The organism is Labilibacter marinus (genome assembly GCF_001659685.2).
GTDB lineage: Bacteria > Bacteroidota > Bacteroidia > Bacteroidales > Marinilabiliaceae > Saccharicrinis > Saccharicrinis marinus.
On the sequence record NZ_LXYE02000020.1, the window covers coordinates 307,928 to 329,575 of the forward strand.

Consider the following 21,648-nt stretch of genomic DNA (forward strand, 5'->3'; position numbering starts at 1 on the left):
TGCACTATCCATTAAAAAAGGTTATCATTTAAGACGTTGAGCGCCTCTTTTTTATATTTCTCGTCAATTAAAATTGATACGTTGTAATTGCTACCTCCGTACGAAATCATACGGATAGGAATATTGTTAAGCGCATTAAAAATTTTATCGGCATAACCTTTTGTTTCTGCAATTAAATCTCCTACCACACAAATAATTACCTGCTTGGTATCAACATCAACAGTACCAAACTTTTTTAGGTCGTCAACAATATCGTTTAGGTGTTTATCCTCGTCAATGGTTACCGAAACTCCCACCTCTGAGGTTGTAATCATATCAATAGGTGTTTTATAGGTTTCAAAAATTTCAAATACCTTACGCAAGAAACCGTAAGCCAATAGCATTCTGCCCGACTTAATTTTAATGGCCGTAATATTGTCTTTAGCTGCTATAGCTGTAATTCTATTTTTTTCTTGCTTGGCAGATATTAATGTGCCTGGAGATTTAGGCTCCATGGTATTTAATAACCTGACTGGGATGCCACCTATTTTGGCTGGTAGAACACAAGTAGGATGCAAAATTTTCGCTCCAAAATAAGCCAATTCCGCTGCTTCATCATACGAAAGATTCGCAATAGAATGGGTTTTTTCAACAAAACGAGGGTCGTTGTTATGCATGCCATCAATATCGGTCCAAATCTGAATTTCATCTGAACTTATAGCAGCACCAATCAAGCTAGCCGTATAATCACTTCCTCCACGTTGCAAATTATCAATCTCACCAAAAGCATTTCGGCAGATATAACCTTGCGTTACATAAATATCAAAGCCTTCTTTCTCTTTTAATGTTTTCACCGTATTTTCCTTGATATAAGGAAGGTCTGGCTCATTTTGCTTGTCAATACGCATAAAGTCAAGCGCTGATAAAAGTGTCGACTTAGTACCGCTTTCTTCTAAAAAGTAGTGGAACATAGCGGTTGAAATCAACTCACCCTGTGCCAAAATAGCTTTTTCTTCAAAAGCTGTAAACATATCAATGGTGAAAGATTTAATGTAATCGAAGTGATACTCTATCAACTCTTTACCCTTCTGTTTATACTCATCTGTAGAATATAAACTGTCTACTTCACCATAATACTTTTGCTCTAACTTTGAGATTAACTCATTGGCACCTTCATGGTTTTGTTTATACAGGTAATTAGCAATTTCTACCAAGCTATTGGTAGTTCCCGACATAGCAGAAAGCACAACTATATTCTGTTGTCCGTTACATACTAACTCGGCTACTTCTTTCATTCGGGTGGCTGAACCAACCGAGGTTCCTCCAAACTTTAATACTTTCATTTTATTGAGATATGAGACTTAGCAATAAATATTTGCAAGTCTAATTTACGTATGCAAACTTAAAATATTCTTTTTAATTAACGATAGAAGTAATTGAATACAACAACAAAATAACAAATTGTTAAAATATTAACAAATAGTGAAATTTATTACATAAAGGAATCAAAAAAACGCCCGATACAAAGTACCGAGCGTTTGAGTTATGGAATTATAAAATCTTTATACTTCTTTAATGTAAACCTCTAACAATTTAGCTTCACCCTTAGGTTCTACTTTCACATTATCAATAGCGGCTGGAATTAATATAGTTTCTCCTTTAACTATAGTTTCACTTTCTCCGTTAGCACAGATAATCTTTGCACTTCCTTCTACGCACATATATACTACAAACGAATTGAGTAAATAAACATCTCTATCAAAAGCTTCAGTTAAATCCAATATGTTGGTAACAAAGTAAGGGCAAGCTGCAAGGTTTACTGCCTCGTCTTTAGTTCTATTATAAGCTATCTTATCATTGGTGTCTTTAAAATCGATAGCATCTAAAGCTAAGTCGGTGTGCAACTCACGTGTATTACCTGCATCGTCTTTTCTGTCGTAATCGTAAATACGATAAGTTATATCAGAGGTCTGTTGAATTTCGGCTAATAAAACGCCAGCTCCAATAGCATGAATATCGCCCGCAGGAATAAAGAAAGTATCACCTTCTTTTACTTCGTGCGATTTTAATAGCGACATAAGTTTGCCATTATTAAAGGCTTCGAGATACTCTTTTTTGCTCGATGGTTTTACAAAACCAGAAACCAACTGACTTTTATCTTCTGCTTGAAGTACATACCACATTTCGGTTTTTCCGTAGGCATTGTGTCGTTCTTTCGATAGCACATCGTCAGGATGCACCTGAATTGAAAGGTCGTCGTTGGCATCTATAAATTTAAACAACAACGGAAATTCGGTTCCAAACTTTTGGTACACCTTTTCGCCTACCATATCGGCCATGTAAACCTCTATGATTTCTTCTAAATCGTTGCCTGCTAAAAATCCATTAGCCACCACAGAAATATTACCTTCAACACTTGATAGTTCCCAGGATTCGCCAAGGTTGTTAAGATTACTCTCCTTGTTTAAAATAGACTTTAACTTATTGCCTCCCCAAATCTTATCTTTTAAGATGGGGTTAAACTTAATAGGATATAATTGTGCACTCATGATCGTTTTTTGTTTTAGATCTGCAAATTAAGAAAAAACTAGTTGTTTAGTTATGCCATTATGATAGCAATTACTGATACTTTTATGTAATGAACAATAGTTTTTACAAAAAGATGTAATTAAGCTATAATTACTCGTTTAAACTTAATGATTTTGTATTGTCATCATAGACTCTATCAATTAATAACATCCGTGGATCGATGGCCGCTTTGGCGGGAATAGTATCTACTTCAAAAGTAAATGTCATTTGAGGTTGATTAATTTTAACCCGCTTTTGAAACATTAATTCTTCCTCATCCGAATCGGCAAAAACACCAATGTCTATCCAATCGTTCATATCAACTTTAGTTTCATTTCCTATGGTGTCGGCTTTAATTTTATAAGATTCTACATCCATTGATACCAGATATTTTCCATTGTCTTGAAGAGAATAATTGGCCCTTTTTACACGATTGTCATATAGTGTTATCTCTTTAAACCAATCGTTTATTAGATATGTTAGAGAATCTGGCACTTGTGGTTCTAGATATTTTAAGAAATCTAATGAAGTTGGATACGGAGGCTTCTCATATCTGTATTCTTCCAAGAAAGCTCGCATGGCTGTATTCACTTTATTCTCCCCTATATAATCTTGCAATGCATAAAGAATTACACTTCCTTTCCCGTAATGAATATACATTTGGTTTTCTACTTTGTATAGCGGTAGTTCTTTTTCTGTTTCAGAACCTCTTCCACGTAAATAACGATTATGATCATACTTAATGAAATCACGCATTTTCATGGGAGTTTTTGCAATTGACTTCATGGTCATTAACGATGAATACTCGGCGAAACTTTCACTCATCATGGTGGATCCTTGCATTTCAGCACCAATTACTTGATGAGCCCACCATTGGTGGGCAATTTCATGCGCAATAACCGCATCAATAATATTATTATCATTTTCATCTTCTAAGTTGATGATGAATCCCATAGATTCCGAATAAGGCATGGTTCCAGGAAAAGCCTGTGCGAAAGAAGCATATCGGGGAAATTCGATAATACGACATTGATTGTGATAGTAAGGTCCAAATTCTTTGGTATAGTATGCCAAAGAACGTTCAACAGCATCTAACATCATATCTACATTTACCTTATGCTTTTCGTCGTAGTAAACCTCTATGTCAACATCATTCCATTTACGTTTGGCTACTTCAAATGTAGCAGAAGTAAATGAGAAAAAGTTCTGGGAAGGATGATCTACCTTGTAATGAAAGTAGTTTCTTCCATTTTCTTTCCATTCTTTCATTAACGAACCTGGCGCTATGGCTATTTGGTCGGGCGATGTTGAAATAATGGTTTCTACGTTTAAAAAATCTGAACTTCCATCGGTTAGATAGTTGGCCATGCAGCTACAAGAGCATTCTTGCTGTAATTCAGGCATTCTATCTTTAGGCTTTAGCCCATGTTTCTTACGATCGTTTTTGTCGTTTAGCTCTTTCGATTTATTGTAACCTAGAGATGGTAATATTTCAAAATTGTTTAAAAAAGTGCCATTGTTTACAATATTAGTATTGCCAGTATTATTTTTAAACCCTTTGGTAATATATTTAGTTTTAATTTCAATATCAATGGTATCGCCAGGTCTCATTGGTACATCCAATTTGTAAATTAGATATTCTAATTTTTTATCTTCAAGTACCAATGTAGCATTAGGTATATCGAACTCAGGTTGCCACTTACTATCAATATTAAAATGGATAGAATCAATGGCCTGATTCGTTTGGTTATTGATTTTAAAATTAGCTTTCACGAATACATCCCTTTTGTATGGATATATATCGATAAAGTATTTAGCATCGATAATTTTTGGTAAAGGAACTTTTTCATACTTTTTGTACGTTTTTTCGTACTCCACTTGTATATCTTCACTCTGGTCACTTGTTTTGTATGTGTTTAGTATCTGTGTGTTGTAAAAAACAAAACCTGCCAATATTAACCAAACAGCTAGTGTGGCCCAAATTGCACTTGCATAACCTTTAGTTAGTTGTTGATTGATGTGTTTGATACGATTCAATATAGAGCTTCCCGCCCCTCTGTTATAAAGTGCTCCTGCTAATAATAAACAAATGAGGGCTATTAGTATCCAATATGCATTAAACCAGTGTGCTCCCATTTCTGCAGGGCCAAAGCCATTCATGTCGGAGTAAGTTACGTTAGGCCCACCGCCAATAGCTAGCATGTTTGATTGAATATCAAGTGCTAACATGATTAAGCTCCAAATAAAAATTATTAGGATAGAAGCAAAATAACCGAGGTATTTATTATTAACCAAGGTTTGAATAAGTACCATTATACCACTCCAAACAATGTAATTCGGTAAATTAAAATATATAAAGTCTAATATATAAAGACTTATTTCAATTCTGGTAAAACCATTTCCTAGTTGATAAAGGATACCCACAATAACAAACGAAAAATGTATTAACGTAGTAATGCTAATAAGAGAAAGTGCTTTGGCCGATAGAGAAATAAATGTTGCATGTGAAGTTGCATCAATCACCTCATTTATTTTGCTCTCCCGATCTCTCCATATTAGTTCACCGCTAAAAAACACCAAAATAATTAATATAAATATGGTACTTCCTGCAATTAGGTCTATCATTTTATAGGTAAGAGGGTAGGCTTGAAGACCAAAATATTCGAACCCACCTACCAAGTCTGTTATTAATAAAATAGCCGCAAACAGAAACAATATTTTAAAGGTAACACTCTTGGTAATACTAAAAAAGTTAATGCGGAAAAAGCTTTTAAATTGTACCCAGTTGGTTGCTGAGTTAAAAGATGCTTGAAACTCGGGTAGCTTAAACGTAATTGATTTTTCTACCTTATCCTTTTTATCCTTTTTTGCTCTTTTATTTTTCTCTTGAAATGAAAAACTCAGATAAGATATTGCTAAAATTACTACGGCAACTAATATCCATATAATGCGATTAATCAATAATAAGCCACTAAATGTTGGGCTTAAGGTATTTTTTTCAATAGGCGTAAAATATTTAGCGTATAAAGAATAGGTTCTTATACCAAATACGTCACTTATTGCGGCAATAGTCTCACTTTCAAGGTCAGACATTAACTCTCCTGAAACAATGTACCCGATAATGATTATTAATGCCCCTACAAAAGCCACTACAGTATTTTTCCATTTGGCCGATAATGAGAATATTATAGAACCTGCAATAAACATATTGGGCAGTATAAATAAGCAGTAGTTATTTATAAAAGTGGCTAAATAGAATGAACCAAATCTATCTGCATCAACCCAACCAAAAGCAGGGCCTAACACGGAGCCCATCAGAACGCCAAGAAAAACTCCTAACAAAGGGATTGTTGCAAGAAATAAGGCACCAAAAAATCTTCCAAAGAAAAATCCAGATTTATTTATGGGAGTTGAGAATAGTATTTCATTAAAACCATTATTAAAGTCTCTTAAGGCAGCGTTGTTGAAAAATGCTGTTGCCATTAACAAACCAAAAATGGTTAATACAGTTGTAAAAATGGTTATTACATGTGGTGCGTTGCGGTATACGTTTCCTACAGCACCTCCAATTTGGATATTATCGCTTACGGTAGCACCAAACACAAGTAAAGTAAACAAGATGAAGAATATATACACCATAGGTTGCCTAAGTGCATATCTTATTTCGGAAAATAAAAATATTTTAAACATAAAATGTTAGGCTTACGGGTTAAACAAGAACTGCTGAAGTATTTATCTTTGAGAAGAATACATCTTCTAAATTCGGTGTTACTTCTTCAAAACCATTGTTTAGAGTAGTTTCACTCAATACATGTATTAAGGGTTGTCCACCTACCATTTTGTTAGAGATAATAGTATAGTTTTCTGCATATTGAGGCAGTTCTTCTCTTGCAACAGCTTTCTGAAATACTCTTCCACGTAAGTCACTTATAGCATCTTGAGGAGCTCCATGGTAAATAATCTCACCTAGATTCATAATAGCCATTTTCGTACAAAGTTCACGAACATCATCAACAATATGTGTTGATAATATAACAATGACTTCATTACCAACATCTGCTAGTAAATTATAGAATCGGTTTCTTTCGCCTGGGTCTAGGCCTGCTGTAGGTTCATCTACAATTATTAGTTTAGGGTTTCCAATTAAAGCTTGGGCGATACCGATACGTTGTTTCATACCGCCGGAGAAACCTTTTACACTTTTATTTCTTTTATCGTACAAGTTAACCTTATTCAATAGGTAATCAACTAGTTCTTTTCGTTCTTTATTTTTTGAAACTCCCTTTAATATGCAAAGGTGGTCAAGTAGTTGTGCTGCAGTAATTTTTGGATAAACTCCAAACTCCTGAGGTAGGTAACCTAACACTTTACGTAGTTCGCTAGGTTGATTATAAATATCAATATCGTTTAACAAGGCTGAGCCAGAGTCTGCCTGTTGCAAAGTAGCAAGTGTTCGCATTAAGGATGATTTACCTGCTCCGTTTGGACCTAGTAAGCCAAACATTCCGTTTTCAATTTCAATACTAACATTGGCAAGCGCTTTTACTCCGTTGGCGTAGGTTTTAGATAAACCATTAATTTGTAATTTATTCATATTTTGGTTAGGGTTTATGATAAGTAAGCAAAGATTGCAAAAAAAATTAGAATCGCACTTATTTACCAGTTTATTTTAATATTAAAGTCTCGTTATTTGTACTTATCCTTAAATACTTGCTGATTTATTGTGTTTGAAACACTTGTAAACGTAACTTTGCAAAAAAAAATGAAAATAAATAAGGCTGAGTTTCTTACTTCTAGTTCAAAGCCCAATCAATGTCCAGAAGCCAAGTGGCCTGAATATGCATTTATTGGAAGATCTAATGTGGGTAAATCTTCGTTAATAAATATGTTGTGTGATAAAAATTCGCTGGCAAAAACATCTTCAACGCCAGGGAAAACACAATTGGTTAATCATTTTACCATTAATGATAGCTGGTACTTGGTTGATTTACCTGGTTATGGTTACGCCAAAGTATCTAAAACGCAACGTAAAGAGTTTAAGTTATTAATCGATAACTATCTTCGTCATCGTTCTAACTTAATGTGTCTTTTTATTTTGGTTGACTCAAGGCATAAACCGCAAAGTGTAGACCTAGAATTTATGCATCAAATGGGAGTTTGGGGCATTCCGTTTGTTATTGTATTTACCAAGTTCGATAAATTAAAGCCTTCGGAAAAAGAAAAAAATATTGAGGATTATAAAGCCGCTCTTTTAAAAGACTGGGAAGAACTACCCCAAATTTTTGTTACCTCTGCCGAAAAAGGAGATGGTAAGAACGAAATACTCTCATTTATTGAGCACGTGAACGAACAATGGTAGTTTAGTTTTGTATTTGAGTATAGCTAACGCAGATTTAATAATAAGGAAACATTTTAAATAAGCGTAATGCCACTATAAAACAGCGACGATTTTTTTATCTTTGCAGCATATTTTAATAAAAAACAGAAAAACAACTATTTACGATGCCACCAAAAGCGCCGATTAAAATTTTTTCAGGAACTACAACCCGTTACCTAGCCGAAAAGATTAGTCACTATTCTGGAAGAGATCTTGGGAACATTAAAAAGTTAAACTTTAGCGATGGCGAATTTGCTGTGGCCTTTCAAGAAACCATTCGTGGTTCGCACGTGTTCTTGATTCAATCGACTTATCCTCCTGCTGATAATTTGATGGAATTGTTAATGATGATTGATGCTGCCAAAAGAGCTTCGGCTTACAAGGTAGTAGCTGTGATTCCTTATTTTGGACTTGCTCGTCAGGACAGAAAAGATCAACCACGTGTTTCTATTGGAGCTAAATTAGCAGCTGATATGCTTACCGCAGCAGGTATCGATAGGTTAATTACCATGGACTTACATGCCGATCAGATTCAAGGTTTCTTTAACCTTCCAGTGGATCACTTGTATGCCTCGTCTATTTTCTTGCCGCATATAAAAAGCATGAATTTAGATAATTTGGTTATTGCTTCTCCTGATGTTGGAGGTAGTAAAAGAGCCAATACATATGCTAAGTTTTTAGGTGCGCCAATGGTTATTTGTCATAAATCAAGAGCAAAAGCAAATGTGGTGAGTGAGATGCGAATTATTGGAGATGTAAAAGGTAAAAATGTAATCATTGTGGATGATATGATTGATACTGCAGGTACATTAACCAAAGCTGCTGATATGATGAAAGCAGAAGGAGCAACTAGTGTAAGAGCTTTTGCTACACATCCAGTATTATCAGGATCAGCTTACGATAATATCAATAATTCATCTTTGGAAGAGTTATTTGTAACGGATTCAATTCCTTTGCGAGGTGAGTCTGACAAAATTAAAGTATTATCTATTGCTGAGCTATTAGCTGATACAATTGAAAAAGTATACTATTACAAATCAATTAGTAATCAGTTCTTAATATAAAAAATAAGGTTTAGGCCTATTTAAATATACTTGAAAGCCCGTTTTACCAGTTAAAGCGGGCTTTTTGTTTTATTACTGTCAGATAGTAAACTACTTAGTGCATATTATTTTTCTTTGTTTTTTTGAATATTAGATAAATAAATTTATTTATCTTTGCACCGCCTTTTGGCAAAAACGTGTGATGGGGAATAAACCTATTCATTATCAGGAATTTATTTTGAGTAGCACAAAAAATTAAAAAGATGAAAAAGATTGAATTAAAAGGTTCTAAAAGAACTGAGATCGGTAAAAAAGCAACCAAAGAGCTTCGTAAAGAAGACAAAGTACCTGGAGTACTTTATGGTGGTGAAGAGGTTAAGCACTTCGTAATTGAAGAAAAGCAATTAAAAGCTTTAGTATATACACCAAATGTATATATCATTAGCCTTGATATTGAAGGAGACAAAGTAGAAGCGATTCTACAAGACATTCAGTATCACCCAGTAAGTGACAGAATTTTGCATTTAGATTTATTGCAAATTGCTGATGATAAGCCTGTTATTATTGAAATTCCAGTTGCATTAAATGGTTTTGCAGAAGGTGTTAGAGCAGGGGGTCAATTGTCTCTTGAGCAACGCAAATTACGTGTAAAAGCATTACCTGTTAACTTACCAGATACTTTAGATATTAATATCGATCACCTTAAATTAGGTGACTCTGTACAAGTTGGTGGTTTAGCTTTTGATAATATTGAATTATTGAATGCTAAAAATTCAGTAGTAGCTGCTGTTAAATTAACTCGTGCTGCTCGTGCTGCACAAGGAGCAGGAGGAGATGCTGAAGCTGCAAGCGAATAATAAACCATTCGTAAATTATAAAATGGCCTCCATATTTTTGCAATATGGAGGCTTTTTGTATTATTGCTATGGCTTATTATAAAGCAATAGTATGATGTTAAAAAAGATATTTAATTGGAGCAGGTCTCCTAAAGTTGATCCGATGAAATACTTAATTGTAGGACTGGGAAATATTGGTTCTGAGTATGAAGATACGCGTCATAATATAGGTTTTAATGTATTAGATGAGCTGGCTAAGCAGGAGGGTTTAAAGTTTGAGAACCTTCGATATGGTGCGGTATGTGAATATAGGTTTAAGGGTAAGACTTTAGTTTTGTTGAAACCAAGTACATATATGAATCTTAGTGGGAAGGCTATTAGGTACTGGATGCAGCAGGAAAAAATAAAACCCGAAAACTTGTTGGTTGTTGTGGATGATTTGGCTTTGCCGTTTGAATCGATACGTATGCGCCAAAAAGGAAGTGATGCAGGTCACAATGGCTTAAAAAATATTCAAGAAATATTTGGGCATAGCAACTATTCCAGGATAAGATATGGAATTGGAGATAACTTCTCCCGAGGAAAGCAAATTGATTATGTGTTAGGTAAATGGAGTAGTGATGAAATGGCAGCTTTGCCAGAAGGCATTGATCATGCCATTACGATGATAAAGGGTTTTGCAACAATTGGTCCAGCTCGAACCATGAACCAATACAACAAAAAGTAATACGATGGACGATAGTGTAAGAGTAGATAAATACTTATGGGCCATTAGGATATTTAAAACCAGAGGTGTAGCTGCTGAGGCTATTAAAAAAGGTCGTGTATTAATTGGTGGTTTACCCGTGAAAAATTCTAGGTTGGTTAAGGTAGGCATTGTCATAGATGTTAAGTTTCCACCGATAACGCGTTCTTTTAAAGTTTTGGCTATCACAGGTAAAAGGATGGGCGCTAAATTAGTGCCTGACTTTATGAAAGAAGTAACTGCCGAAGATCAAATCGAACTACTTGAGTTAACTCGTATAGCCAACTCGATGGGACGAAGAAAGGGATTAGGTCGCCCAACAAAAAAAGACCGTAGAGACATTGAAAAAATGGACGAAGTTGACGATTGGGACTTTTAGTTGACGTGAGTATTCGCGTGTAGATGGCTTTATAGTAATGAAATGTGATATTATACACCAATTGATAACTGATAATAGACACTGAAAAGATGATTGTAGCAAAAGAAAAAAGACAAAGTAATATCATTGAGTATATTCTTTATATGTGGCAGGTTGAGGATTTAATTCGTGCTTATCAGTTCGATATTGAAGCCATTAAAAAGAATGTGATTCCTCAATACAATTTAAGTGGCGATATTTTAAAGGAAACCACGGATTGGTACGATAACCTTATTGAGATGATGACACTGGAGCAGATCAAAGAAAAAGGGCATATGCAGGTTATCTCAAACTTGGTAAACGATTTGGATAGGTTGCATCGTGAATTATTGAAAGAGCCTAAGGAAATTGCATATCGTCATATATACAATGCTACTTTGCCTTTTATAAATGAGTTTGATGAAAAAACGGGTAAAACATTGAGTAACGAAATAGAGCTTTGTTTTACGGGTATTTATAGCAGATTTCTACTAAAACTTCAAGGTAAAGATGTTTCGAAAGGAACCGAAGAGGCTATTAAGGCTTTTAGTGGTTTTTTAGCCTTTATAGGAGGTAAATTTCATGAAGAGCAAGAAGCGGAAAAAACACAAGCTCCAGAGTAAAGATATAAATTAAAGCCTTCAAATTAGTTTTACTATCCTAATTTGAAGGCTTTTGTATTTTATAAATCTGCAGGATCAATTTTGGGTTTAACCAATATAATATCTACTCTTCGGTCGATATGTATTAAACCTTCCTTTTGTTTTTTACCATCTGTGCTTAATTGCTCTTCGTCACCTTTGGCGCTTACTTCAATCAATTCCTCTGCAATATTATAATGATCAATTAAATAACGCTTCACAGTTTCGGCGCGCTTTTGGCTTATGAACTTTGGATTTTCTTCCGTAGCATCCGCATGGCCAGCTAATTCTAACTTCCAATTAGGATGTTTACGCAATAGCACGGCAATAGAGGCCATGGTTATTTGATTTTCATAATCCTTAAATGTGGCTCCTCCAGGCATAAAGTAGATCGGGAATATATTATCAGCAGAATATATTTTGGTGTTCTTTTCTTCTGTATGAACAGAGTCAATCTGCAGACGCAAGATACCAGCCTGTTGCTGAACCATTCTTTCAAACTTATTCACTTCGTCTTCTAAAGGATCTTTTCGTTTTCTACCAAATACGTTAAAACCGTATGTTCTGTATGTCCACTTGCTATGGCGTTTGTCTTTCTTACCAATTTTATAGCTTAAGTTAAAAGTGGTGTGCCAGTAGCTGTCGTTAGTGGCTCCTAGTAAAATACCATCTAAATTATCTTCCAACCCATTGTGAATAGTGGTTTCTACGCCAATGTCAAAACTACGATTGATGCGATATAAAGCTCCTACACCAATGGGCAAAACCAGTTCTTTTTGGCGACTAATCTTTTTGTTATGATCTTCGGTATCGTAACCTAAAACAAAATATCCTTCGTAGCTACTCCCTTCAATATCATCACCATGTACAACTTGGTCTGTTTCGTTGAAATATATCTTATTTCTAAAGGCTTGCATACCTAAACCAATATTTACATAAAAATTCCATTTATCCTTTACTGGTCCAGGGTTAGGAAGCATCTGATTTACGTAAAACCTAACGTTACCTGTAAACTGCATTAAATCTCCATCAAAATAATGATCGATGCCTTGCCCATATAAGTCGCTTTGTAAATATCTTAAATCAAAAGACATGGCAGGAGCTAGCTGATAACTGAGTGCTACCGAAGGGCTAAAATTCCACTTGTGGTCAGGGAAAAGCATGTATTGAGTAAAGTCGGTAAATAATATATTAGGACCATAGCCTACCATAATATCCCAACGATTAAAGGTCTTTTCTTGAGAATAGCGCATGTGCTCTTCTATCAAGCGACCATCTGTGCTAAACTGGCTATAAGATGTCCCAAACCAACTTAAAAGCAAAAGTGTAAACAGAATGCTCTTTTGTCTCTTTATCATGATGCCTAGTTTATTCTTCATTTACAATCATTAATAAATCAACCCGTCTGTTAGCCATATGTAGTCCTTTCGAACTCATGTTTTGTGTATCTGAAAGAAGCTCGGACTCGCCTTTAGGATCGGTTCTAAACCTAGATCGATCAATACCAAAGTCGTTCACCATAGCTTCCAATACAGAGTTACATCTGCGTTCGCTGAGTTTTAGATTGTATTCATAACTTCCTCTATCGTCACAATATCCTGAGATAACCATTTCAATAGTCTTGTCTCTTTTTAGTGCTCTGGCTACTCTAGCTAACTGGCGGTGTTCGCTCTTCTTAACATCGCTTCTGTCATAGTCGAAGAAAACGGAAGCAGAAATACCTTCTTCATATACCACTTTTTCAAATTTCTGATACGATTTAGTAGTAATGATAGAATCAAGTCCTGCGAGTCTATCCAGCTCGCTCTTTAAAGAATCTAAGCGAATAGCAAGCGGATCGGAAGCTCTTTGTGATTCGTAAGCTAGATTAAAATCTTTGTAAGTCCAACGAGCATGGCGTTTGTTCTTTTTGCCAATTTTATAACTAACAGAAAACCCAACGTGCATATAAGAGTCGTTGTCGGCTCCAGATAGGTTTACATCCAAATTGTCGGCTGTAAGGTTACGCATGGTTATTTCAGCACCAAGATCAAAATTTTTGTTGATACGATATCTAACACCAGCGCCAATAGGAACAACAAGCTCTGTCTGGCGTTTTATTTCTTCTTCGGGATCTTGTTTATTGTAACCCATTACCAGATAATCATCGTCTTCCCAACCGGGAGGATTTGGATATCCACCAAGGTTATCGTGTACATCTTTAACTTGCATAAAGCTATCGTCATCCAAGCGACGTAATCGGCTTCTAAAGGCTGTTACACCTAATCCAACTTTACCGTAAATATCCCACTTGTCTGCTAAGGGGCCAAAAGCAACCAATTGGTTGATACTAAAGCGAACATTCATGGTATAATCCATAAAGTCTCCCTCAAAGTATCTGTTGTTCTTTTGACCATACATATCGCCCATTAAAAACTGAGCATCCAGTCCCCAAGAACGGCCCAGTTGCTTAGAAACAATTATAGAAGGCGCTAACTTAATATTTTCTTTAGGAAAAAGCGTGTAGTCAATAACATCGGTGTAATATACCAATGGGCCGTATCCTATATTAACCGACCATGTGTTGTATTTATTATGTTTACGATAAATTTGTTCATCGGTTAAATTGCTAAAATCAATTTGAGCAAAGGAATAAGTGCATGAAAGCACCATGATGAACAAGGTTGAAACGGAATATTTATAAAGGCTCATATTTGTATATATACATATTATATCCAATGTATAAAACTAGGATAAATTGAACTAATAGACCTTCTAAGTTTTACAAAAGGTTGCTTTTTTTAGATAAGTATAGTAAAAAAGTGGATGTGTGATTATTTATTTAGGAGGAGAGAGCGAAATGTTGATAAATTGGAGAGGAAAGAAAATAGAATAGGGTTGCCTTGAAATCCCAATAAAAGGCAACCCTTTAAAAGACACGTTTGTCTTTCCAAAACAACAATCTTATATTTCTTCAGGCATAAGCCTTATCAATAATCGTGTTTTAACTTATGCAGTATTGCTACAAAATGATTTGTGGATTTGAACCGAAATGAAAGAACAATAACGTTCATTATTAGAATAAACGTAGGTATTGATAATATTCACTTAGCTGTTTTCCGTCTTTATATAAAGCAATTGCTGTGCCAATTGAATAGGCTTGAGTATTTGTTTTAATTAAATATTGGATAAGTCGCATATAATCAGCGCTTATTCTCGTTAGTATTATTGTAAAGAATATATTATTGAATTTTACAGCGCTGTGCAGAAGTGAACAAGTGTTCCAAATGGAACGGTCGGATTGAGTCGGTCGGACCAAAGGGGACGTTACTTTGAGAAAAATGAATTAAAGTTTTCGCAGCCTACTTCTAAGTGCACTTCGTGAAATACCCAGATAGTCTGCTACTTTTGTTTTGTTGCCGTCGAACATTTTTAGGGCTTTAGAAACAATCTCTGATTCAAGATCTTCAATGGAGATGTTTTCCTCAGGTAATATGATGCTTCCGCTTTTTAACAGATACCCACCTGAAGTTGGCTGAATATCTGGTCTGTCTTCTAATAGGTATAATAAATGTTGCCCTCTTAACATTTCGTCATTATACAATAAAACAGCTCTTTCAATAACATTTTGTAATTCTCTTACATTACCAGGCCATTCGTAATTACACAATATATGACGTGCTTCTTCTTCAATAAATTGAAAAGCCTTTTTGCGTTTGTGGGCAAATCGTTCTAAAAACATTTGTGCCAAAGGAATGATTTCATCCTTTCGTTCGCATAATGGAGGAATGGAAATCTGTCCTACGTTTAAGCGATAAAATAAATCGCTTCGGAATTCATTTTTATGTACTAACTGGCTGAGATTTCGGTTAGTCGCAAAAATAAATCTGACATCTAGTTGAATAAGCTTGTCACCACCAATACGATAAATTTCACGTTCTTGTAATGCTCGTAGTAATTTAGGTTGAAATTCGAGAGGCATTTCACCAATTTCATCCATAAAGATAGTACCTCCTTGAGCCAGTTCAAGTTTACCAATACCACCGTTTTTTCTTGCTCCTGTAAAAGCGCCCTCTTCGTAACCAAATAATTCGCTTTCAAAAAGATGCGTAGGTATAGCAGCACAGTTTACAGGAATAAATGGCCTGTCGCTTACTTCTCTAGAGTTATTGTGTACTATTTGAGCCAGCACTTCTTTTCCTGTTCCTGTGTCTCCTTGTATCAAAATTGGAACATCGCGCTCTTTATGGTAGTTATCGCAAAGGGAAACTATGTTTCTCATCACACTAGAAAACACGCCGATATTACTAGAGTGTCTAAACTGCTCCAACGTAGTATGTAAAGAATGAAGTTTGGCTTCGCTTGTTTTAATCTTTTCGTTGCTATCTTCTATGCTGTCTTTAAGTTGGTGATTTTCTTTTCTCAGTTTTTGATAATTTTCGATGCGTTCAAGGGTAAGAGCAAGTTGCTCTATGTTAACGGGTTTTAAAATGTAATCGCAGGCCCCTGATCGCAGCGCTTCTATGGAGGATTGCATATCTCCAAACCCAGTTAATATGATAACCTCTGTTTCAGGTGCCATTTCTTTGATGACTTGAAGCAGCTTTATGCCACTAATTCCAGGCATTTTCATGTCGGTAATTACCACCGGAACAGGGTTCTGTTTAAATACCTGTATAGCGGACTCGCCATCATTGGCTGTAATTACTTCGTAGCTTAAGTGCTCTGCTAAAAACTGCTCTATAGAAAACCGACTTAGTTCATCGTCGTCAACAACTAAAATTTTCACTATAATGTTGTGTTTTGTGTTTTGTTAATTGATATATAAAACGATACGCCCCCTTGCTTATTGTTCTCGTATCGAATACTTGCGCCTATTTTGTCAACAATTGTTTTTACAATGGCCAAGCCTAAACCTTTTTTACTATCCATTTTTCCCGAGTAAAAAGGGTCGTAAATGTTGTTTCCAATTTCGGGTAAAATTCCAGTTGCGTTATCGCTCACCACAATAACAGCATCGTTAATATTATTTACAAGCCTAACTGTAATTTGCTTTGTGGGATTGGTAACAGTTTTAAAAGCCTGAATGGAATTCAATACAAAGTTAATGATTATTTGTTCTATTTGAATACTGTTTACCTGAACCATGATAGTCTGTTCTGGAACAATAAGTTTGCTGGTAATAAAGTTATCTTGAATTTGCCATTGTATTAATGAAAATGCATTGGTAACCGCTTTATTTAACGAAATTTCATTATCACTATTTAATTGTGATTCAGAAATCCAAAATTTTCGCATATGGCTGATAATATTATCAATGCGATTAATTCCTTTCGAGAGTACGCCTAATTTATTGCTAACTACCTCAGGAATGGCTTCCTTATTTTTAGATTTTAGGAGTTTTAGACTATCCACACTTATTCTAAGTGCATTTAGAGGTTGGTTTATTTCGTGTGTTATACCCGATGCAATAACTCCAATAGATGCTAAGCGTGATGATTTTTCTAACATTAAGTTTGCCTTTAGGTTTTGCTTCTCTGCCCAAAGGTGTTTATTCATCTGAATATTTCGTTCCCAGGAATTGGCTATCAGGCTAACTACGGTTGATAGTTCTTGTGTCTGTCCAGCATTCCAGTTGTGTGCCTCACTATAGCTAAAAGCTGCAACACCCAAGGTATCCTTTCCCATACGAATTGGAAAAATAGCAAAGGCACCAACGCGGTATTTCTGTAAGATATTTTGTTCCTGCTCAGATATATTAGATAGATCATTTGATAATAAATAATCATGATCCTTAATAATACTTAGGATAGTCTTTAATCGAGGTATTTCTGTTCTATGAAATTGGTTTAGGTCAATGTCCGAAAAAATGGTCCTATTGTAAATTAGTTGATCCAGGCTTTTCTTTTCGTCAATACTAAAAATAGAAACCTGACTAAAGCTATAATGAGCCAATATTAAATCTAGGATATTTTCAATAACACTTGTAAAATCGTTGGTAGAGTTGAGTTGAGACACCAGCTTAGCATTCATCTTCTGAAACTTAATCCTATGATTTAAAACGTCTTGCTTTTCAAGCAGTAACACCTCTGCTTTTTTTCGTTTGCTTACATTGTAGGAAAGAAATACTATAATGATGAATGATAATAATAATAGTATTGAAACAGTAATAATTATTTTTTGGTTAGCTCTAAGATATCCCACTGGTTTATTTAAAATAGTTGAGTTTTCAGGAAGCTCACTTTCTTTGATGTTAAATTTACTTAGCACCTCGTGTGTAAAAACATAATTACTTAAACTGGTATTATTTATTGGGATATTTTGAATATCTGTACCTAAAAGAATTTTCATAGCTTTTGTTCCGGCTCTGTATCCTTGATCCTCTCCTGATATTACTTTGCCTCCTACTACAGGTCCTTGAATAAAGAACTGCCATGGGGCATAAACAGGTTGCTTTATGTTTTTAGGAATTAACGCGTGTAGTTGTTTGTATGATATAAAGTTATTGTATTTATCTTTATTAAAAGTTAAAAGAAGTATAGCGTCAGTATTATGCAGTTTTTTTAACTTTTGAGTGATTTCTGCTCCAGTATAATTTTCCCAATATTCAAAAGTCATTACTCCCTTGTAGTCAGACTCAAACGACTTAACTATTTTTTTGTTTTCAATGGCGGTTGTTGTTTTGTTATCATTAATAATACAAAGCCTATTTACTTGAGGGTGATATTTGTTTATTAAGTCTATTGTAGAGCGTAAATCAGGACTTTCAACAACACCTGTAATGTTGCTGTTGCCTAATAACATATCTTCGCTAAAATTATTTACTCCGCAGAAAACGATAGGTGGTTGTCCCATAAAATTAGCTCTGTTTTTTAAGGCAAATTCTAAGGCATAATTATCGCAAGTAATAATTACGTCCACAGCGATTTCTTTTAATTTAATTTCATAAAGTTTTTCTATTTGCTCCCGATATGATTTTCCGTGGTTTCGCTTAATATCCAAAAATTCGTAGAATACATCTATGTTTTCGCGATTATTAGCAAAGGCCTTCTCGATGCCTGCGCTTACATGGTCAGTCCATTCTAAACCCGTGTGGTAGGAGTGTAATACCATCACTTTATGGTTTTTCCCATTACACGGAAAAAAAACCAATAGAACAAGTAGGACTAATAGGTATTTTACTTTAAACATAGGTTTGTTTTATCTTTGGGGATGAGTAAAAGTACTGTTTTAAAGCTATAAATGAATCATATGGCTCAGAAAATATTGATACGTCCTCATAGAATAATATAGACTTTGACATTTTGTGCATTTCTATTTTGTTTATATTCGGCATGATGAAAATTATGGAACCAGCCAGTTTTTATAGCTATTTTAAAGACTGTTATAAATTAGATTATAAGGAGTTTACCGTTGACAATATTTTGTCGGTTAAATATAAATACAAGTGGTTTGTTAGTTACACCGAAGAATTGTTTAACGATAACGTCCCAATCATCCCATACAATAATCATAAAATTAATGAATTAGAAAAAGACATTGAGTTATATAAACTCGAGAAGAAGTTATTTTATGCTTGTTTCTTCGTATTAGGTACTTCCGATAATCCCTTGGTAAAGGATAAAAGAGTTTGTGCACCCTTAATTTTATTTCCAGCTAATATTAAAAAGAAAGATGAGTTTAGTTATCTTGAAATAGAACGCGAGTCATTCATTATAAATCGAACTATTTTATCTAAACTGAATTTAAAAGATGACAATCTTGGTAAGGAACTTTTTATAAAGGAACTTACGGATTTAATTGATCATCCATCTGTTAATTATATGGCCTTGAAAGCCTTGATGGATAAGTATTTTGCTAATGTGGATACCGATGAGTTATTGTTGAATCCACAGGTATGGTCGGCGCCAAAGGTTAGAGCGTATTATGGTAAAAATGAATTAGATTCGGATAGTTTTAAAATCGTTCCTTCAGCGTGTACCATTTTAGTAGATAAGTCGCAGTCTTCGTTAAGGGTTTTAAACGATTTAAATCAAATAGCAGAAAGAAACTCTTACAATTCTAGTTTGGAGGAACTGCTTTTTAGGGATGTTGAAAGTAACACATATGATTTTAGTTATTTTAAATCGAGGTTAAATGTTCAGCAATTTAAAGCCTTACAAAATGCTAATGCTTATGCTAACTCTGTTTTAGTGGGGCCGCCAGGTACAGGAAAGTCCTACACTATAACATCTATGGTAGCTGATGCGGTGGTAAATGGAAAGTCTGTTTTGGTGGTTTCTAAAACAAAACAAGCGGTAGAGGTTATACGAACGATGCTGCAAAGTGATTATCGTTTAAAGGATTATTTAATCCATACCACTGGTAATAAATACAAACTCAGCCTGAAATCTAAAATCAAAAACTACCTAAGTGGCATATCCGTTAGAACGGATAATCATTTTAATAGCAACAATATAGCTTCTTTGTATGATGAATTAAGCAGAGTTGAAGCAGATTTTAAAGAGTTTATAGGCAAAGAACTAAAGTGGTCGGATTTAGAGTTTGCACAAGATTCAAGGTTTTTTGATGGCATTCGTAAGATGTTCATTAAAATTGGAATGGGTGGAGGAGATAAACTATGGGATTTATTTGGCAAGCTAAACCACTTAAACGTTAGGTTAGACCAATCTTTGAAGTTATTTTGTAAAAAGAAAATACAGAAGAATATATTCGATAATTCAAAAACGTTTAGGAAGGATATTTCCTTGTACTTCGATTCTTTAGATGCAGCCAGTTTTACTGAAAGCAAAAGAATCTTAAAGCAAGTTAATCATGAAAATGTATTAAAAGTATTTCCTATCTGGTTGGCCAACCTTTCCGATTTGAATTCAGTTATTCCGTTACAAAAAGATTTATTTGATTTGGTGATTATTGATGAGGCAACGCAATGTGATATAGCATCGGCTTTACCAGCTATTTATAGGGCCAAACAAGTGGTGGTTTCAGGCGATCCGAATCAATTACGTCATTATTCTTTTGTTTCTAAAGCGCAACAAGCAAATCTGCTTAAAAAATATGATTTACCTGTAGATAAAATTTACGATTACAGAAATAGGAGTATTCTTGATTTCTATATTTCAAAGGTTCAGGAACAAGACCAGATAACTTTTTTACGTGAGCACTTTAGGTCAACTCCTTCGCTCATAGAGTTCAGTAATCAGCAGTTTTACGAGGGACAATTAGAGGTTTTAAAATCTACGCCTAAGCATACGCAGTCATCTCAATTAGAATTAATTGAAGTGGATGGAGAGCGGAATAAGAATGGTATTAATGAGTTGGAAGCAAATGCATTGGTGGCAAAGTTAGATGAGCTCATAAAGCAATATATAAACGAGAAAGAAGTTCCTGAAATTGGAGTGATATCATTATTTAGTGCACAGGTCAATCATTTAAATAAGTTGATAAAAGCTAAGTATGATTTAAAAACCATCAAGAAATTTAATTTGTTATGTGGTACGCCATATAATTTTCAGGGTTCAGAGCGAGAAATTGTACTTATCTCATTTGCCTTATGCGATAAAACTCATCATTCGGCTTTTATACACGCCAATAAACCTGAAGTGTTAAATGTGGCTATTACCCGAGCTAAGTCCTATCAATATGTATTTAAATCAGTATCTGACGAGAAACTGAAAAATGAAACCTTAATTGGGCAATACTTTGCTTTTGTTAAGGCTTTTACGCATTATCAGGAAGAGGATGTAAATCAGGATATTTTTCAGAAAGAAGTGGTGGATGAATTAGCAAAGAAAGGATTAACTAACGTTAAGTGTGCATACCCTATTGGAGGTTGCCTCTTAGATATTTTTGTAGAACACGATGGGCATAATTATTTCATTGATTTAATAGGATATCCTGGTCAGTTTAAAGAGGCATTTACTTTAGAACGTTATAAAACACTGGGTAGAATGGGCATAAAAACTATCCCTTTAAATTATAGCTATTGGAAAGAGAATAGAGCTGAGATGACAAAAAAGCTGATACGTGAATTAAAATAACAATAAAGGGTTACTCGTAATGAATAACCCTTTTAGTATGCTG

15 protein-coding genes are annotated in these 21,648 nt (G+C 34.7%); 7 read left to right on the forward strand and 8 right to left on the reverse strand.

What is annotated here, in order from left to right; translation table 11 throughout:
• Positions 1–11: 11 nt before the first annotated feature.
• From A8L32_RS10315 to A8L32_RS10330, 4 genes are all read right to left on the reverse strand, one after another.
• A complete protein-coding gene (locus tag A8L32_RS10315) occupies positions 12–1,322 on the reverse strand; it encodes an aspartate kinase (RefSeq protein ID WP_066630425.1) in 1,311 nt (436 codons plus the stop codon).
• A gap of 219 nt (positions 1,323–1,541) precedes the next feature.
• Entirely contained in the window at positions 1,542–2,528 is a 987-nt protein-coding gene (locus A8L32_RS10320; RefSeq protein ID WP_066630427.1) for a type I phosphomannose isomerase catalytic subunit, read from the reverse strand.
• 130 nt (positions 2,529–2,658) lie between these two features.
• On the reverse strand, positions 2,659–6,237 hold the full coding sequence (locus A8L32_RS10325; RefSeq protein WP_066630429.1) for an ABC transporter permease/M1 family aminopeptidase: 3,579 nt from the start codon (positions 6,235–6,237) through the stop codon (positions 2,659–2,661).
• A 19-nt stretch (positions 6,238–6,256) separates the two neighbouring features.
• On the reverse strand, positions 6,257–7,141 hold the full coding sequence (locus A8L32_RS10330) for an ABC transporter ATP-binding protein (RefSeq protein WP_066630431.1): 885 nt from the start codon (positions 7,139–7,141) through the stop codon (positions 6,257–6,259).
• A gap of 168 nt (positions 7,142–7,309) precedes the next feature.
• Here A8L32_RS10330 and yihA point away from each other — a divergent pair, with 168 nt between their 5' ends.
• The 6 genes from yihA (at position 7,310) to A8L32_RS10360 (ending at position 11,568) form a co-directional block, all read left to right on the forward strand.
• Complete coding sequence (gene yihA, locus A8L32_RS10335) at positions 7,310–7,906, forward strand: ribosome biogenesis GTP-binding protein YihA/YsxC (protein WP_066630533.1); 597 nt, start codon at positions 7,310–7,312, stop codon at positions 7,904–7,906.
• A 143-nt stretch (positions 7,907–8,049) separates the two neighbouring features.
• On the forward strand, positions 8,050–8,988 hold the full coding sequence (locus A8L32_RS10340; protein WP_066630432.1) for a ribose-phosphate pyrophosphokinase: 939 nt from the start codon (positions 8,050–8,052) through the stop codon (positions 8,986–8,988).
• Positions 8,989–9,230: 242 nt separating this feature from the next.
• Entirely contained in the window at positions 9,231–9,824 is a 594-nt protein-coding gene (locus tag A8L32_RS10345; protein ID WP_066630433.1) for a 50S ribosomal protein L25/general stress protein Ctc, read from the forward strand.
• A 91-nt stretch (positions 9,825–9,915) separates the two neighbouring features.
• Entirely contained in the window at positions 9,916–10,530 is a 615-nt protein-coding gene (pth, locus tag A8L32_RS10350) for an aminoacyl-tRNA hydrolase (RefSeq protein WP_066630434.1), read from the forward strand.
• Positions 10,531–10,534: 4 nt separating this feature from the next.
• Positions 10,535–10,927, forward strand: a complete 393-nt coding sequence (locus tag A8L32_RS10355) for an RNA-binding S4 domain-containing protein (RefSeq protein ID WP_066630436.1) — start codon at positions 10,535–10,537, stop codon at positions 10,925–10,927.
• 89 nt (positions 10,928–11,016) lie between these two features.
• A complete protein-coding gene (locus A8L32_RS10360) occupies positions 11,017–11,568 on the forward strand; it encodes a DUF4924 family protein (protein WP_066630438.1) in 552 nt (183 codons plus the stop codon).
• 59 nt (positions 11,569–11,627) lie between these two features.
• On the opposite strand, the gene A8L32_RS10365 is transcribed toward A8L32_RS10360, so the two are convergent.
• The 4 genes from A8L32_RS10365 to A8L32_RS10380 form a co-directional block, all read right to left on the reverse strand.
• Positions 11,628–12,965, reverse strand: coding sequence for an OmpA family protein (locus A8L32_RS10365; RefSeq protein WP_066630440.1), 1,338 nt, complete (start codon positions 12,963–12,965; stop codon positions 11,628–11,630).
• Complete coding sequence (locus A8L32_RS10370) at positions 12,955–14,277, reverse strand: OmpA family protein (protein ID WP_066630442.1); 1,323 nt, start codon at positions 14,275–14,277, stop codon at positions 12,955–12,957. Before A8L32_RS10370 ends, A8L32_RS10365 begins: the two co-directional genes overlap by 11 nt.
• A gap of 634 nt (positions 14,278–14,911) precedes the next feature.
• Positions 14,912–16,354, reverse strand: a complete 1,443-nt coding sequence (locus A8L32_RS10375; RefSeq protein WP_066630444.1) for a sigma-54-dependent transcriptional regulator — start codon at positions 16,352–16,354, stop codon at positions 14,912–14,914.
• Positions 16,354–18,678 (reverse strand): sensor histidine kinase, encoded by a 2,325-nt coding sequence (locus tag A8L32_RS10380; protein WP_066630446.1) that lies wholly within the window; start codon positions 18,676–18,678, stop codon positions 16,354–16,356. The genes A8L32_RS10375 and A8L32_RS10380 overlap by 1 nt, the downstream gene beginning before the upstream one ends.
• A gap of 224 nt (positions 18,679–18,902) precedes the next feature.
• Here A8L32_RS10380 and A8L32_RS10385 point away from each other — a divergent pair, with 224 nt between their 5' ends.
• Positions 18,903–21,605, forward strand: a complete 2,703-nt coding sequence (locus A8L32_RS10385) for a DEAD/DEAH box helicase (protein WP_066630448.1) — start codon at positions 18,903–18,905, stop codon at positions 21,603–21,605.
• Positions 21,606–21,648 lie beyond the last annotated feature (43 nt).

Coding starts and splice junctions, on each gene's coding strand:
- A8L32_RS10315 (WP_066630425.1), bottom strand. CDS start 1,322: ATGAAAGTATTAAAGTTTGGAGGAACCTCGGTTGGTTCAGCCACCCGA.
- A8L32_RS10320 (WP_066630427.1), bottom strand. CDS start 2,528: ATGAGTGCACAATTATATCCTATTAAGTTTAACCCCATCTTAAAAGAT.
- A8L32_RS10325 (WP_066630429.1), bottom strand. CDS start 6,237: ATGTTTAAAATATTTTTATTTTCCGAAATAAGATATGCACTTAGGCAA.
- A8L32_RS10330 (WP_066630431.1), bottom strand. CDS start 7,141: ATGAATAAATTACAAATTAATGGTTTATCTAAAACCTACGCCAACGGA.
- yihA (WP_066630533.1), top strand. CDS start 7,310: ATGAAAATAAATAAGGCTGAGTTTCTTACTTCTAGTTCAAAGCCCAAT.
- A8L32_RS10340 (WP_066630432.1), top strand. CDS start 8,050: ATGCCACCAAAAGCGCCGATTAAAATTTTTTCAGGAACTACAACCCGT.
- A8L32_RS10345 (WP_066630433.1), top strand. CDS start 9,231: ATGAAAAAGATTGAATTAAAAGGTTCTAAAAGAACTGAGATCGGTAAA.
- pth (WP_066630434.1), top strand. CDS start 9,916: ATGATGTTAAAAAAGATATTTAATTGGAGCAGGTCTCCTAAAGTTGAT.
- A8L32_RS10355 (WP_066630436.1), top strand. CDS start 10,535: ATGGACGATAGTGTAAGAGTAGATAAATACTTATGGGCCATTAGGATA.
- A8L32_RS10360 (WP_066630438.1), top strand. CDS start 11,017: ATGATTGTAGCAAAAGAAAAAAGACAAAGTAATATCATTGAGTATATT.
- A8L32_RS10365 (WP_066630440.1), bottom strand. CDS start 12,965: ATGAAGAATAAACTAGGCATCATGATAAAGAGACAAAAGAGCATTCTG.
- A8L32_RS10370 (WP_066630442.1), bottom strand. CDS start 14,277: ATGAGCCTTTATAAATATTCCGTTTCAACCTTGTTCATCATGGTGCTT.
- A8L32_RS10380 (WP_066630446.1), bottom strand. CDS start 18,678: ATGGTATTACACTCCTACCACACGGGTTTAGAATGGACTGACCATGTA.
- A8L32_RS10385 (WP_066630448.1), top strand. CDS start 18,903: ATGAAAATTATGGAACCAGCCAGTTTTTATAGCTATTTTAAAGACTGT.